At 43.8% G+C, this 16,257-nt stretch carries 13 protein-coding genes; 1 reads left to right on the top strand and 12 read right to left on the bottom strand.

What is annotated here, in order from left to right; all coding sequences use genetic code 11:
• Positions 1-24 precede the first annotated feature (24 nt).
• From whiA to LP667_RS02985, 12 genes are all read right to left on the bottom strand, one after another.
• Positions 25-957, bottom strand: a complete 933-nt coding sequence (gene whiA, locus LP667_RS03040) for a DNA-binding protein WhiA (protein ID WP_021731167.1) — start codon at positions 955-957, stop codon at positions 25-27.
• A gap of 12 nt (positions 958-969) precedes the next feature.
• Positions 970-1,971 (bottom strand): gluconeogenesis factor YvcK family protein, encoded by a 1,002-nt coding sequence (locus tag LP667_RS03035; RefSeq protein WP_021731168.1) that lies wholly within the window; start codon positions 1,969-1,971, stop codon positions 970-972.
• Positions 1,968-2,852, bottom strand: a complete 885-nt coding sequence (gene rapZ / locus LP667_RS03030; RefSeq protein ID WP_021731169.1) for an RNase adapter RapZ — start codon at positions 2,850-2,852, stop codon at positions 1,968-1,970. Before rapZ ends, LP667_RS03035 begins: the two co-directional genes overlap by 4 nt.
• 60 nt (positions 2,853-2,912) lie before the next feature.
• On the bottom strand, positions 2,913-3,080 hold the full coding sequence (locus LP667_RS16670) for a hypothetical protein (RefSeq protein ID WP_021731170.1): 168 nt from the start codon (positions 3,078-3,080) through the stop codon (positions 2,913-2,915).
• A complete protein-coding gene (locus LP667_RS03025; RefSeq protein WP_021731171.1) occupies positions 3,064-3,600 on the bottom strand; it encodes an HdeD family acid-resistance protein in 537 nt (178 codons plus the stop codon). Before LP667_RS03025 ends, LP667_RS16670 begins: the two co-directional genes overlap by 17 nt.
• Positions 3,601-3,813: 213 nt before the next feature.
• Positions 3,814-5,217 (bottom strand): argininosuccinate lyase, encoded by a 1,404-nt coding sequence (gene argH, locus LP667_RS03020; protein WP_021731172.1) that lies wholly within the window; start codon positions 5,215-5,217, stop codon positions 3,814-3,816.
• Positions 5,217-6,452 carry an argininosuccinate synthase gene (locus LP667_RS03015; RefSeq protein WP_021731173.1) on the bottom strand — a complete coding sequence of 412 codons (1,236 nt, stop codon included), beginning with the start codon at positions 6,450-6,452 and terminating at the stop codon, positions 5,217-5,219. The genes argH and LP667_RS03015 overlap by 1 nt, the downstream gene beginning before the upstream one ends.
• Positions 6,453-7,021: 569 nt before the next feature.
• Positions 7,022-7,498 carry an S-ribosylhomocysteine lyase gene (locus LP667_RS03010; protein WP_003641031.1) on the bottom strand — a complete coding sequence of 159 codons (477 nt, stop codon included), beginning with the start codon at positions 7,496-7,498 and terminating at the stop codon, positions 7,022-7,024.
• 60 nt (positions 7,499-7,558) lie between these two features.
• The gene (gene uvrA, locus LP667_RS03005) at positions 7,559-10,414 is read right to left on the bottom strand and encodes an excinuclease ABC subunit UvrA (RefSeq protein ID WP_021731174.1); all 2,856 of its coding nucleotides are present in this window, start codon (positions 10,412-10,414) and stop codon (positions 7,559-7,561) included.
• A 34-nt stretch (positions 10,415-10,448) separates the two neighbouring features.
• Positions 10,449-12,452, bottom strand: coding sequence for an excinuclease ABC subunit UvrB (gene uvrB / locus LP667_RS03000; RefSeq protein WP_021731175.1), 2,004 nt, complete (start codon positions 12,450-12,452; stop codon positions 10,449-10,451).
• 148 nt (positions 12,453-12,600) lie between these two features.
• The gene (locus tag LP667_RS02995; protein ID WP_021731176.1) at positions 12,601-13,248 is read right to left on the bottom strand and encodes an HD domain-containing protein; all 648 of its coding nucleotides are present in this window, start codon (positions 13,246-13,248) and stop codon (positions 12,601-12,603) included.
• Positions 13,249-14,076: 828 nt separating this feature from the next.
• Positions 14,077-15,267, bottom strand: a complete 1,191-nt coding sequence (locus LP667_RS02985; RefSeq protein WP_021731178.1) for an MFS transporter — start codon at positions 15,265-15,267, stop codon at positions 14,077-14,079.
• A gap of 221 nt (positions 15,268-15,488) precedes the next feature.
• Here LP667_RS02985 and LP667_RS02980 point away from each other — a divergent pair, with 221 nt between their 5' ends.
• A complete protein-coding gene (locus tag LP667_RS02980; RefSeq protein ID WP_021731179.1) occupies positions 15,489-16,046 on the top strand; it encodes a M15 family metallopeptidase in 558 nt (185 codons plus the stop codon).
• Positions 16,047-16,257: the final 211 nt, after the last annotated feature.

Here is a 16,257-nt window from a genome sequence, read left to right as displayed (position 1 = left end):
ACTCTCAAGACGGATGGCCTGTATTTAGGCATCTTTTTGTAGCTGTTCGGCAAATTGATTAATCTTGCGTAAGCGATGATTGATACCGGATTTAGAGATTGGCCCGCCTGGAACTAAAGTTCCCAATTCCTTAAGACTAACTTCACGGTGTTCCAATCGAGCAACCGCTACTTCTTGCAATTTCGGCGGTAACTGTTGTAACCCCACCGTTGCATCAATCAGTAAAATATTTTCAATCTGTTTGCTAGACGCATTGGCCACTTTATCCATATTGGCATTTTCACAGTTGACTAACCGATTAACCGAGTTACGCATATCACGCATAATCCGAATATCCTCGAATTTAAGCATGGCATTCGTAGCACCAACTAATGACAAAAAGTCCGCGATTTTTTCCGCTTCCTTGATGTACGTAATAAAGCCGCCACGCCGATCAGTCGTTCGCGAGTTCAAACCATACTGATTCATCATTTCTGAAATCATATGATTGTGTTCCTCATACAGTGAGTAAATTTCCAAATGATACCGGGAAGTTTCAGGATTATTCACTGAGCCTCCCGCCAAAAAAGCACCCCGTAAATAGGACCGGACGGCCGCGTCATCCGTTAGCACTTCCGTTGGCGCAACCTCGACAATTTGATAATCCTTCAAAATCCCCAAATCGCCTAACACCATATCCGTACCCGTCTTTAAACGCACAATGTACAAATTATTTTTATTTAACTTCATTTTACGTCGAACGATCAATTCACTATCAACGTCGTAAAATTGTTTGAGTAGCCGGTAAATACGCCGCGCGATGGCCGGATTTTCCGTCTGAATATTCAAAATAAAGTGGTGGTTAGCAATGCTAATCGCCCCATTCATTCGAATCAAAGCCATTAATTCAGCCTTAGCATTCTCGCGATGGACAGCGAGGTTAGTCAATTCTTTCTTAACGTCACTGGCGTAGGACATGCCGCAACCCCCTTATCTTAAAACGTCGGAATGACCGACTAAATTCATTAGTTCAGCGACGACTTGGTCGCCATCATGAAAAGCCCCATTATCACGAAGTTTCAAAAAATTCGATGAGATGACACGACAATTTTGTTCCCGTAAGCCGCGAAAATCGTGGCTTACCTGGCGTGAAACTTCATTAAACTTATGAAAGTCCATATAATCTTCTGGCACTTCTTCAGTATTAACCAAAACCGTATTGATAAAGTCTTGACCCAAGTGTCGGTTTAAAACCCGGACATGATCAGCATCAGAAAAATGATCCGTTTCACCTTTTTGCGTCATAATATTGCAAATATAGACGACTTCCGCATCAGACTTGCAAACGGCCTGACCAATATTACGAATCGTTAAGTTCGGCAAAATACTGGTAAATAAGCTCCCTGGACCCAAGACAATCTGATCTGCCGCCATAATTGCATCAATGACGGGTTGGACGGCTTGTGGTTCCTTGCCATCCTTATCAGTGACCCAGACGCGCTCTAGTAATTTGTGCGCCGCCGTGATCTCAGCTTCACCCACTAACTCCGTACCGTCACTAAACTTACCATGTAACGTTAGTGCTTCGTTTGCAGCTGGAAAGACATGACCATCTACTTGCATCATGTTAGATAGTTCTTGGACCGCGTCAAAAACCCCTGACTTCATTTCCGTCAGCGCTGCAATCACCAAATTACCGATCGCGTGACCAGCAAAGAACTGATCATCACCCTGAAAACGATACTGAAAAATATCTTTATATAAGTGGGGCCAATTCGATAAAGCCACCATCACGTTACGAATGTCACCAGGTGGGACCACGTTAACGTAATTGCGAATAATACCGGACGAACCACCGTCATCAGCAACCGTCACTACTGCAGTAATATCCACAGCCTGTTTACGCAGACCATTCAGAACGACCGGTAAGCCGGTCCCCCCGCCAATCACCACAATTTTAGGCCGCTGGGTCTTAAATGTGTATTTTCTCATGAGCGATTAACAGTTTCCTTTCGTTTATCAATATCACGGTGACTAATATGCACCTTGTAGTGCTTAGCCAGAGCTTCACCGATACGTTGCGTCAAAGCAACGGAGCGGTGTTGTCCACCCGTACAACCGATTGCAATCGTTAGACTACTCTTACCCTCAGCTTCATAGCCAGGCATAATACTCTCCAACATGCCTAAAAACTGTTGATAGAAGGCTTCCGTCGCTGGCTGCTGCATGACGTAATCTACCACGGGCTTATCCAAGCCCGTCTGCTTCTTCAATTCTGGAATATAGTACGGATTTGGTAAGAACCGCACATCCATAACGATATCCGCATCAATAGGTAAGCCATATTTAAACCCAAAGGATAACATCTCGATATGAAAAGTCTCATCCTGGTCCGTTTCAAATTTATCAAAAATTGATTCGCGCAGTTCACGGGGCGTCAACGTCGACGTATCAATGACGTATGAAGCCCGATCTTTCAGCGGTGCTAATAGTTCGCGTTCCTTGCGCACGCCATCCATTACGCGCCCCTCCATGGCCAGTGGATGTGACCGACGCGTTTCTTTGTACCGTGAAACCAATTCTTCGTTGGAAGCATCTAAAAACAGAATCCGAGTCGACACAAAGTCCGTGTTGTCTAAGTTAGCCAACATGTCCATGATTTCATCATAAAAAGCCCGCGAACGTAAATCAATTACTAGCGCTACTTTTTTTATTTTACCCGACTCCTCAACTAATTCTGAGAACTTCGGTAATAACGCTGGTGGCATATTATCAATGCAAAAATAGCCCAGGTCCTCAAAGCTTTGGACAGCAACTGTCTTACCAGCACCGCTCATCCCAGAAATAATTACTAGTTGTAATGATTCTGCCATGTTGTATTTGCCCCCTCTTGTCCATATTGTTGGTAGTATAACACACCGGGCGTGTCATTTCTACTGACGGATCACTAACCCCATCGTTTGATGCGGATAATCCGTTAAAATCATGCTACAAAAATGGCCCGTTAACGCCAGGCCAGCACTACGAATGAACACTCGTAACAACCGAACCCATGAATCGCTAACGCGCCAAACACTGATGAAACTAATTACGTCGAGCAAACGCGATTAAGATTGCGTTGATTCCAAAGACAGCGAAGTAAAAACTAACTAACACGTTAAAGCTAATCACTGCAATCATTGGATTGATCACTAATAAAATTCCTAATGCCAAGCTAATAATGTCCAAAATCAATGATAAAACATAATATCCCGTCCCGAAGACTCGTAAATGTGAAACTACGGTCAGACGTTCAATTGAGTCGATTAAGAACCAAAAAGCAAAAACATAACCAAGTACTAAAACACCAGTTGGGGCGTGGAATAAAAATAGTAACCCCACTAGAATATCAATAATCGCAAACACAAGGGCAAAATTCGCTCGAAGACCAGTTTCACGACGCAACTTGGTGTAACCACCAATCGTCGTGATCCCACTAATAATTGCGGCAATTGCAAATAAAAAGACTAAGCTTAGCAGTGCTGCCTGAGGTTGCTTGATTACAAAGTAAGCGGCAATCAAGAAAATAATTCCCGTCATAAACTCGGTCCAATCAAAACCCCATCGATGATCATTAAACATACATCAACATCTCCCATATCCGATATTAATTCCATCTTACCAGTTAATGTAAGAGTTTCCAATTTTTCTGATAGACTTTATTGCAGCTTAAGGATTTTCTAAAACGCCGATTATTACTATATTTCATACTAAAAACGGCCGCTAAGTGTCGATAATCCGCCACTTAGAGGTCGCTTCGAAAATAATATCAATGGTCAAATTGATAAACATTAATTAATCGATGGTTGCTGATTGGTAAGCTGCCAATTGCGCTTGTGCCCGTTGCAATTCCTGCTTAATTTGATCAAAACCAGTACCACCAAGTGAATGCCGCCGCTCCACCGCAACTTTAGCATCTAAATCATGATAAACATCTTCTTGAATCAGTGGTGAGATAGCCTGATACTCGCTGAGCGAAATTGCTTGCAATGGCCGCTTCTTTTTTAAGCCATCCAAGACTAATTTGCCAACAATCGCATGTGCTTGGCGGAATGGAATCCCTTTATTGGCAAGATAATCTGCTAACTCAGTCGCGTTTGAGAAATCATTAGTTGTTGCATCCGCCATTCGGTCTTCATTAACCGTCAACGTTGCTATCATTCCAGTAAAGACATGAAGACTCGTCAACACGGTCGTAACGGTATCAAACGCCCCCTCTTTATCTTCCTGGAGATCCTTGTTATAGGCCAATGGAATGCCCTTCATCACGGTCAATAGCCCCATTAGGTTGCCGTAGACTCGCCCGGATTTGCCCCGAATCAATTCAGCCATATCCGGATTTTTCTTTTGCGGCATAATTGAACTGCCAGTTGAAAATTGATCACTTAAGCTAATGTACTTGAACTCATAACTACTCCAACTGACAATTTCTTCACAAAACCGCGAGAGGTGCATCATCAAAATTGACGCGTTGCTGAGAAATTCAAGGACAAAGTCTCGGTCAGAAACAGCATCTAAACTATTATGATAAACTTCACTGAATCCTAATAATTTAGCACTATATTCCCGATCAATTGGGAAAGTCGTCCCGGCTAGCGCAGCAGCACCCAATGGCGAAATGTCCGTATGTTGCATGTTAAATTCAAACCGGTCCATGTCACGCTTGAACATTTGATAATAAGCTAACAAATAGTGCGCATATGAAATCGGTTGGGCGTGTTGCAAATGCGTATACCCTGGCATCACCGTCTCTACGTTTTCACTCGCTTTAGCTACCAACACCGTTTCCAGCTCATGTAGCCGGTCTAAGATCAACGGTAGCTGATGCTTCAAATACAAGTGAAAATCCGTAGCAACTTGATCATTCCGTGAACGAGCTGTGTGCAATTTGCCAGCCACCGGCCCAATTTCTTCAGTTAATAATGATTCAATATTCATATGAATATCTTCGTTGACCGTTGAAAATTCCAGCTTACCCTGTTTCTGGCGTTCTGCCAAAGTTTCTAGGCCAGCCACAATCTGATCAACATCTTGAGCAGGTAAGATGCCCGTCTTCTTCAACATCTTAACGTGTGCCAATGAACCAGCAATATCTTCTGCGGCAAGCAGCTGGTCGAAGCTAATGGACGCCCCAAAGTCATCAACATACTTGGCACCCGTTTCTGTAAAACGACCACCCCATAGTTTCTTTGTACTCATTAGGCGTGGGCCTTATTGGTCTTGGCTTCAGCCTTAGCCTTCGCTTGAACCTGAGCGTTGACTTGCGTTGGCAAGCCCCATAATTTGATAAAACCAACCGCCGCCTGCTGGTCAAATGAATCTGCTGAAGTGTATGTTGCTAAGTTCGTATCGTAAAGGGAGTTAGGTGACTTCCGGCCTTCAGTAATAACATTGCCCTTGAAAAGCTGTACCCGAACGACACCGTTAACCACTTGTTGTGTCTGCTTCAAGAAAGCAACCATTGCTTCCATTAACGGTGAGAACCAAAGACCGTTATAAATGGTATCTGCTAATTTTTGTTCAATAATTGGCTTAAAGTGGGCTAATTCCCGTTCAAACGTTAAATCCTCTAAGTCTTTATGTGCTTTGAGTAAAACTGTTGCGGCTGGTGCTTCGTAGACTTCACGAGATTTGATACCGACTAACCGGTTTTCAATATGGTCAATCCGACCAATCCCGTGTTCACCAGCGATTTTATCTAACTTGATTATCAGATCTGCTAGATTTAAAGATTCACCATCCAGAGCGACTGGCACCCCGGCTTCAAAGGTAATCTCAAGGGTGGTTGGCGTGTCCGGTGTGTCAGCTAGTGCTTTCGTCCGATCAAACGCATCGGCGGGCGCTCCTTGCCACGGGTCTTCTAAAATACCACATTCGTTAGCCCGGCCCCATAAGTTTTCATCGATGGAATAAGGACTGTCAAGATTGATTGGCACGGGAATATTATGTTCTTTGGCATAATCAATTTCTTCTTCCCGTGACCAGTGCCAGTCACGAACAGGCGCTTCAATCTTAATGTCGGGTGCCAACGCATGAATCGCAACTTCAAACCGAACTTGGTCATTCCCCTTACCAGTACAGCCATGAGCAATGGCTACGGCGTGTTCTTGCTTGGCCAACGTCACTAACTTCTTGGCAATCAGTGGCCGTGAAAGTGCTGAAACTAACGGATATTCCCCTTCATATAAGGTGTGCCCTTGCAAGGCAATCAAAGCATATTCTTCAGCAAATTCTTGCTTGGCGTCAATCATATATGATGAAACTGCCCCTAATTTCAATGCCTTTTCTTTGATAGCATCCATGTCCTTACCTTCACCAACATCGATACCACAAGCCACAACATCGTAGCCCTTATCTTTTAACCAACTAATAGCAACTGACGTATCTAAACCACCAGAATAAGCGAGAATAATTTTATCATTTTGTTTGACCATTGATTTGTACCTCCGAAATTTTTATCACTGCTTTTCTCAATGACAGTATCGTACCACCGGCTTTAATTTTATGCAACTATTTTCGTGAAATATTCGTTATTTACGGAATATTCATTATATTTAAGAATATTTATGCATATATTCACTTGAATTAGCATATTTTTTATTATTATCTTACTCAGTATTTCTAATTTTCAAAATGATATTAGTTGCTACTGATAATGACCAGACGCCACTCAACCTTAAAGTCAAAAGTGGCCGACTGAGAATAAGACCCGTGTTTGAGACGACGCGGTATTTTGCTGCGTGAGTGCCAATCGATGACAAGCACGTTGTTTGTAACGATCGGTACCCCGCCCTGGAGATCGGAACTAGGTACGCGCATACTGACGAACAAGTCTCTAACTAATTGACATCTTCTGACAAGAATTCATGCCACATAAATTCGTGCACCTCAGCTTGATCTGCTACTTGAATGTTCATCAAAAAATGGGTCTAGCTTTCGGTTACCGAAAGTTAGACCCATTTTGATTAGCACTATCAACTACGCTTAATTTTAAAATTTCAGACTATTCAACGACTTTGCGAACGAATGGATCCGATGAAATTCCTTGTGATAAGATCAGCTTAGCCCATTCCTTAGCTGAGAACAACGAATGATCCTTATAATTCCCACAACTATCAATCGTCGTTCCTTGAACATCTTCCCACTTAGCTGGACCAGCAATGAATTCTAATGAGGACTTCAATGCCTTAGCAACTTCCACGGTGTCATGTTCACCCCAAGTGATCAAATGAAAACCAGTCCGGCAACCAAATGGTGAGCAGTCGATCACGCCATCCATCCGATCACGCAATAATCCAGCTAACATGTGTTCAATCGTGTGTAAGCCCGCTGTATCAATCGCAGTCTTATTAGGTTGAACTAACCGCAAATCAAAATTAGTGATGGCATCACCCTTAGGACCATTTTCCACCGTAATTTTACGAACATAAGGTGCTAAAACTTTGGTATGATCTAATGTAAAACTTTCTACTTTAGCCATGTACAAACAACTCCTCTAAATTAAAATTACATTACAAACTCAAGTGTAGCACATTGCCACCTATTTAGCAGGTACAGTTGCTTCACGGGCCCGGTCACGTTCCAAGACTGGTTTCAAGTATTGGCCAGTATAACTTTCAGCTACCTCAGCCACTTGTTCCGGAGTACCGGTGGCCACGACCGTCCCACCGCCATCGCCACCTTCTGGTCCTAAATCAATCAAATAATCCGCTGACTTCACGACATCCAGATTATGTTCAATAATCAACACCGTGTTACCTGCATCCACTAACCGATCCAAGACCCCAATTAACCGCCGAATATCTTCACTATGCAGCCCAGTTGTTGGTTCGTCTAGAATATAGAAATTCTTACCCGCTTGTTGCTTATGCAATTCGGAAGCTAACTTCATCCGTTGGGCTTCCCCTCCTGATAAAGTGGTTGCGGGTTGGCCCAACTTAACATACCCTAAACCAACATCAACTAGCGTTTGTAATTTGCGCCGAATCTTAGGAATTGGTTCAAAGAACTTAACAGCTTCTGAAGCCGTCATTTTTAAGACATCCGCAATATTTTTCCCTTTATATTCAACTTCTAACGTTTCTGAATTATACTGTTGACCATGGCAAACCTCACACGGTACGAAGACATCGGGCAAGAAATTCATTTCAATCTTCAAAATACCATCACCATGACAGGCTTCACAGCGGCCACCCTTAGTATTAAAGCTAAAGCGTCCCTTCTTATACCCACGTAATTTGGCTTCATTTGTTTGCGCAAACAAGTCACGAATATTGTCGAAAACGCCAGTATAGGTAGCCGGGTTACTGCGTGGTGTTCGTCCAATCGGGCTTTGGTCAATATTAACTAACCGTTCAATATTTTTAATGCCACTAACGCTCTTGTACTTACCAGGTTTTTCCGAATTCCGATTCAACTTTTGTGCCAAGACTCGTTTTAAGACGTCATTAACTAGTGTCGACTTACCAGAACCAGAGACCCCCGTGACCACGACAAATTCGCCCAAAGGAAAATCAACATCGATTTTTTTGAGATTATTTTCAGCCGCGCCGGTAATCCGAATCTTCTTGCCATTACCGGGACGCCGAGATTCAGGTAATGGAATAAACCGTTTGCCAGATAAATATTGACCAGTCAATGACTTACGTGAACGCGCCACCTGCTTCGGCGTTCCGGCTGCCATTACTTCACCGCCATTTTCACCAGCACCGGGGCCAATATCAACAATGTAATCAGCCGCACGCATCGTATCTTCATCGTGTTCAACCACGATTAAGGTATTGCCCAGATCACGCATCTTCTTCAAGGAACCAATCAACCGGTCATTATCGCGCTGATGAAGACCAATCGATGGCTCGTCCAAAATATAGAGTACGCCGGATAAATTAGAGCCAATCTGAGTCGCCAACCGAATCCGTTGAGCTTCCCCACCAGATAACGTTCGCGCAGAACGGCTTAACGTCAAATACGCTAGCCCCACATTTTGCAAGAAAGACAGCCGATCCCGAATTTCCTTTAAGATGGGCTTGGCAATTACCAGGCTTTGTTCTGACAAGCTCAACCCATTGAAGAAATCAAGTTCCTTGCCGATTGCTAAGTCAGAAACCATTCCGATATGTTCGCCACCGACTTTAACTGATAGGGCCTTACGATTTAACCGGAACCCATGACAAGTCTGACAAGTGAGTTCCGTCATGTATTTACGCATGACATCGCGTGTAAAATCACTATTGGTTTCATGATAACGGCGATCAACATTATTAATGACGCCTTCAAAGACTGCGTCAACATCCCGCACACCACCAAAGTCATTTTGATAGTGGAAATGGAAGGTCTTGCCGTTGGAACCATAAAGAACCGTTTGTTGGTCAGCCTTGGACAAATCCTCATACGGGACATCCATCGGAATTGCTAACTGTTCGCAGGCTTGCTTCAACATTTCGGGATAGTACTGAGAACTGATTGGATTCCAAGGTGCTAAAGCACCCTCGGCCAAAGTCAGGGATTTGTCAGGAACCACGAGATCCTCATCGACCTCCAACTTAATTCCTAGCCCTTCACAGTCTGGGCAAGCTCCCTGGGGCGCATTGAACGAGAATAGACGGGGTTCAAGCTCGCCGACGGTAAACCCACAGATTGGACAGGCATAATGTTCTGAAAACATGATGGGCTCGTCGCCAATCACATCCGCAATCGCATAGCCGCCACTCAATCGTAATGCCGCTTCAAAGGAGTCAAACAACCGGGAACGATCGCCAGACTTCACGACAATTCGGTCGATAACAATTTCAATTGTATGCTGTTGATTCTTGTTCAGTTCAAAGGTCTCACTGATATCATGAGTTTCACCATCAACGCGGACACGTACAAAACCTTCTCGTTTGATCTTTTCAAAGATCTTTTTATGCTCACCCTTTTTCTGGCGGACAATCGGCGATAAGATCTGTAACTTCGTTCGCTCTGGTAATTTTTGAATCCGGTCAACCATCTGCTCAACGGTCTGACTTGCAATCGGTGTCCCATCATTTGGACAGATTGGTTCCCCGACTCGTGCCCACAATAACCGTAAGTAGTCATTGATTTCGGTGACGGTTCCGACCGTTGACCGGGGATTTTTCGACGTGGTTTTTTGGTCAATCGAAATAGCCGGACTAAGCCCGTCAATCGAATCAACATCTGGTTTTTGCATCTGCCCTAAGAATTGACGCGCGTACGCTGACAGGCTTTCCACATACCGACGTTGTCCTTCCGCGTACAACGTATCAAACGCTAATGAGCTCTTACCAGAGCCAGATAACCCCGTAATTACGACTAATTTATCACGGGGAATGGTGACATCGATATCCTTTAAGTTATGGGCTCGCGCACCATGAATGACAATCTTATCATTTGCCAAAAAAAGACCTCCTCAATCTCAAGCCAGCAACTTGCTAGCTAATCTGTGCTTTTAGTTCCATGACCGTATCACGTAGCGTCGCAGCTTGTTCAAAGTCGAGCTTCTTAGCGGCGGTCTTCATCTGTTCTTCTAGCTTACTAATCATATCTAACTGTTGTTCATGGGTCATATCATCAAAATCAGTTTCTAGGAAATCGTCCTTCTTACCAGTGTCTTCAGTGGTCTTCGTCGAAGCAATTAATTCTGGAATAGCTTTCTTGATAGTATGTGGTGTAATATGATGATCTTCATTATACTTCATCTGTACGGCCCGACGACGCGCGGTCTCATCGATCGCCGCCTGCATTGAATCAGTCGTTTTATCAGCATACATAATCACTGAACCATGTTCATTACGAGCCGCCCGACCGATCGTTTGAATCAATGAACGTTCGTTGCGGAGGAACCCTTCCTTATCGGCATCCAGTATCGCCACTAATGAAACTTCTGGGACATCGATCCCTTCCCGCAACAAGTTGATTCCAACTAATACGTCGAACTTTCCTAATCGTAAATCTCGAATGATCTGCGTCCGTTCCAACGTCTTAATATCACTGTGCAAGTACCGCACCTTGATTCCTAAATCCTTGAGGTAGTCAGTTAAATCCTCCGCCATTTTCTTGGTCAACGTAGTTACAAAGACCCGTTCGTTAACTTCAATTCGCTTATTGATTTCACCCACTAAGTCATCAATTTGGCCCATAATTGGTCGGACTTCAATCGTTGGATCTAGCAGGCCAGTCGGTCGAATAATTTGTTGGGCCACGTGTTTCGTACGGTCCATTTCATAAGGCCCGGGCGTCGCCGACATATAAACAACTTGATTAATATGTTGTTCCACTTCTTCAAGCTTCAGTGGTCGATTATCCAGCGCACTAGGCAACCGGAAACCATAATCGACTAACATTTGCTTACGTGCCCGGTCCCCGTTATACATCCCTCGAACCTGTGGCATCGTCACGTGCGACTCATCGACCACTAGTAAAAAGTCCTTCGGGAAGAAATCCAGTAATGTATACGGCGGTTCACCGGGTTTACGACCATCCATGAAGCGCGAATAATTTTCAATACCGCTAGTGTAGCCCATTTCTTTCAGCATTTCGATATCATAAGTTGTCCGTTGCTTAAGTCGCTGCGCTTCTAGTAACTTACCATCAGCTGTTAATTCCTTCAAACGGCCATCCAGTTCGTCCTCAATGCCTTTAATAGCGTGTTCCATAATCGCATCGTTCGTCATAAAGTGGGTCGCCGGGAAGATAGCAACGTGTTCGCGATCGGCAACAATCTCGCCGGTCAAAGCATCAATTTCGCGAATTCGGTCGATCTCATCACCAAAGAATTCAACGCGCAACGCGTGGTCATCACGCGATGCTGGAAAGATTTCCACGACATCCCCATGAACCCGGAAACGCCCCCGCTGAAAGTCAATGTCGTTGCGATCAAACTGAATATCGACTAATTTACGCAATAGGTCGTTACGATCAATCTCCATGCCGACCCGCAGTGATACCACGTGATCTTGATACTCGTGAGGATCCCCTAAACCAAAAATACTGGAAACCGATGCCACGACAATTACATCATTACGTTCCAGTAACGAGCTAGTTGCCGAATGCCGTAACTTGTCAATTTCATCGTTAATTGCTGAATCCTTTTCGATATAAGTATCACTCGAAGGCACGTATGCTTCAGGTTGATAATAATCGTAATAACTCACGAAATATTCAACGGCGTTGTTTGGGAAAAACTTCTTGAATTCCCCGTATAATTGTCCTGCTAACGTCTTGTTATGCGACAAGATCAGTGTCGGTTTATTTACTTGTGCAATCACATTCGAAATTGTAAATGTCTTCCCAGTCCCAGTTGCCCCTAGCAGAATCTGCTCCTTTTCGCCGGCTTCAATACCAGCAGTTAGTTGCTTAATTGCTTGGGGTTGATCGCCCGTTGGTTGGTAATCCGAAACTAAGTCAAAATGATTATTATCTACCCGATCAATCAAACGTAGTCCTCCTTTGAAACGGTCACCCGTTCATATCATCTGTTGCTAACTAAAGCTTGCTGTCGCACCATAAAAAATAGGCAAGCCCGCGCTTCCCTATCACATTCAAATCGCATTTAATTTTAGCACATCGAACATACTTTCGCCATTAATCAGATTGCGGCACAGCCGTCAAAATTTGAGTCGTCAGGGCCTGTAATTGATCTTGATGTGTAAATGGCTCCGCTAACATCTCTGGTAATACTGCTTTTAGGAAATATTGAACACTAGTCATCTTTTTAAAGGCGACGATTGTTTTTAAGCTTTCTTGATAAATGTCCGTAAAAACTGGCTCAGGATTACCTTTTTGAATTTCACCAAATGACTCGTACAACAAGTCGATCTTATCCGCCACCGACAAGATCTGGCCTTCCAAAGTTTCATCTTTACCTTCTGAGAGACGCCGCGAATAGGCCGCCTGAAATTCGGCTGGAATCTCATTTTGCACAAAATTTTGTGACAGTTTATGCTCAACATCCGCTAGCATCGTCCGTAAGGTTGGGGTTGCATATTTGACCGGTGTCTTAATGTCACCGATAAACCGTTCATTATAGTCGTGGTTCAACGCCTTTTCGTACAAAGCACGCCAATCAACAGTCTGGCCAGCGTTTTCTTCAACGTCACCTAAGAATTGGGCCACTTCGGCAACTTTGAATGAGTGCGCCGCAACCGAATGATTTTGATACTTAAAGAAACCTGGTGCCCGTTGAATCGTTTCTAAATTACTTAAACTCTGTAAATATTGATGCATCCCCATTGCAACCACCATCCCTTGATCTAATTTGGCCTAAGTGTAACAAAAGCGCCCCGGAGACGCAAACCGGAGCGCTTTGAACGATATTATATTACGATACGTACTATTTTTTAAGCTCACTTATGATTAAAACGGGCCGCTTGGTTAGATTGCTATTCGTCAACACATGCTCACCCTAGTCCGACCTCCGGGGGTGGGTGCCGCTCGAATAGCTGATGAACGACCACTCAATTTAATACAAATAGTCGCTGAATGTTTTGATACCAGGACTTTGATTAAACAGTAAATTGTCATTGACCATTTTAGGACATTTCAATACTAATACGGTGATTGAAAAATAGTTGAATTGCCACAATATCATTCTCAGTCTGATAGTTAGCTAACAAAATGACCATTAAGGAAAATAACAATCAGTCCATCAAAATATAGGTACGTCCATATCTGCCATTCGAACACTGTCCAACTGAAAGGTAGTTCTGACAATGCTCAGCACTTCGAGAGTGTAAGGTTCAGACGGGTTGGAACTTAGGATTAGCCTAGCTAACCAGAAGTTCCTGTCTGACCCGAACACGTTTCGACAATATTGTATAACCCGTGGAAGACCAGTATTTAAGACGTGGTTTGCGGCTTAAATCTGTGTCTATCGCGTTCCAGAAATTGGCAGAAATGTCTGGAAATCGGCGTAGAAAGCGCGAACTAAGCAGGTTTACACGAACTCGAACTGTTTCCAGCGGGTCTGAGCTGGCTGTTTTTGACTCTAACCAAGCGGCACATTTAAATCATGCTTCACGAATAATTAACTAGCACAACGCGTATTACGGTTAATTAGTCTTAGCTTTGCTGATGCGCGTGCGTTTGGTTCGGCAATCGCAACATGAATGCCATTAAGTAAGAAACAATCAAGAAACCAGCCACCACCAAGTATGGATAATGATAATTCATATCGAGTAGCATCCCCGACATAATTGGCCCAACAATGTTCCCCACACTCGTTAAGGACATGTTGAGACCATTAATTAGGCCTTGATTGGCCTCGCTCGCTTTAGTCAGTAAGGTCGTGATGGCGGGCCGGAGAAGATCGAATGCTGAAAAAATAACTAAGGTCGCAATCATGACTGTCACTTTAGAGTGGGCCTGTGTGATCCAAATAGTACAAATCGCAGCCGCCGCAAAACATACGCGAATCACCCGCCGTTCACCCCAGCGTTGAACAAATGTATCAAATAACGCAACTTGCAAAAAGAGTGAGATTAGACCATTTAAGGTTAAGACCAACGCAATGTTACTTAGACTAAAATGAAAAACTTCATTCACGTAAATACTATAAATGCTTTCAAACCCTTGTAGGCCAAAGGAAGAAACTAAAATCATTGTAAACAAAATAATAATGGGCACCGTCCAAAAGGCCCGGGTCATCGGATGATGGCCCGTTGTCGTAGTAGTTGCCTCGCGATCAGGATCAATCTGCCGATCCGCCGGTAATAAAATAACTAACACGATTGCGCTGAGTAACCCTAACGCCCCAGCGACCCAAAATGGCGTTTTATAACTAATTCCAGCCAGTACCCCGCCGATACCAGGGCCAAGAATCAAGCCACCACTAAAAGCCGCTGATAGCCAACCAATAACTTTGGCCCGTTGCCGTTTCGTCGTAATATCAGACGCTAATGCCATGGCCGTTGGTACGACCATCGCGGCTGATAAGCCACCAACAATCCGAGAAATATTGAAGACCCATAACTGGTTAGTCAGTGCGAATAATACTTCTGAAACCATGTATAAAACTAGCCCAACCGTTAACACAGGCTTACGCCCAATCTTATCTGAAACCCGACCAATAATCGGGGAGGCCACAAATTGAGCCAACGCAAATAACGCGTTCATAATTCCCATGTCAGTAGCGGTTAAGTGCAGTTCATTTTTAATAAACGGCATAACTGGAATGACCAAACTGATCCCTAAACAAACTAAAAATTCACTAAAAACTAAAATTAAAATTGCACGCCGTGTTTGCCGATCCATGCGACCTCACCTCTTCGATTAATTGTTAAAATTGCACCGCTTTCCATCTTATCAGGGACCTGGATTGAAAGCTAGCAGAAAGTTTGAGATAACCGCAGCCCTTATGATCAGTAAAATAATAGCCAATCGGCTACAATGAGTATGAACGCACTGTGCTAGTTGAGCTGTCACAAATTAACACACACACTGCGTCGCTAACTAAACTCTGAGGAGGACCCACTATGGACCAAACATTAACTGGCTTTACAAACATACAACGTTTAGACCCTGAAATCATTGTTGACCTACGCTATGCCACCACCAATAATTTTACCCACCAAGTGATTTACGATTTTACTACGGCCATCGTCCGCACTGGAACGGCTAACAAACTTGCTCAAGCCAGTGCAATTGTTAAACAACACGGTTATCGTCTCAAAGTTTGGGATGCCTATCGTCCAGTCAGCGCCCAACGTCGCTTATTCGAAGTCTATCCGGATCCCGAATTTGTCGCCCAACCTGATCCTAATTTTAGTCATCAAAAGGGTGTCACCTTGGACTTGACCTTAGCGCATCCGGATGGCAGTGAATTATTGATGCCCACTGAATTTGATGACTTCACGGCCGCAGCTCACCGCGATGCCCCCAAGACAACAATCCAAGCAAAAAATTATCAACTCTTAGATACTGCGATGACAACAGCTGGTTTTGTCGGCTATGTTAACGAATGGTGGGATTATCGCGATACAGAAATGGACGCTTATCAGCCATTAGCAGCCAATCCCAACGATTATGCTTAACTGCACCAAGTTTCAATTCAAACGATAAAATGGCCCTAAGACAGTTAGTCTTGTTGACTGACTGTCTTAGGGCCACCTTTACTATTGCATATTAGACTGCACATTGTGCTAGTTGATTTGTCATGAATCACGATTAAAAATGGCTATTTCTAAGTTTAAAAGCTACCAGCTAAGTCCCGCTGAAAAGCGTGCAATTTGGCGGAAAATTCTT

Origin of the sequence: Lactiplantibacillus paraplantarum, assembly GCF_003641145.1 — a bacterium.
Lineage (GTDB): Bacteria > Bacillota > Bacilli > Lactobacillales > Lactobacillaceae > Lactiplantibacillus > Lactiplantibacillus paraplantarum.
Note: the sequence above shows the minus strand (reverse complement) of the source record. Positions and strands in the feature narration are given on the sequence as shown.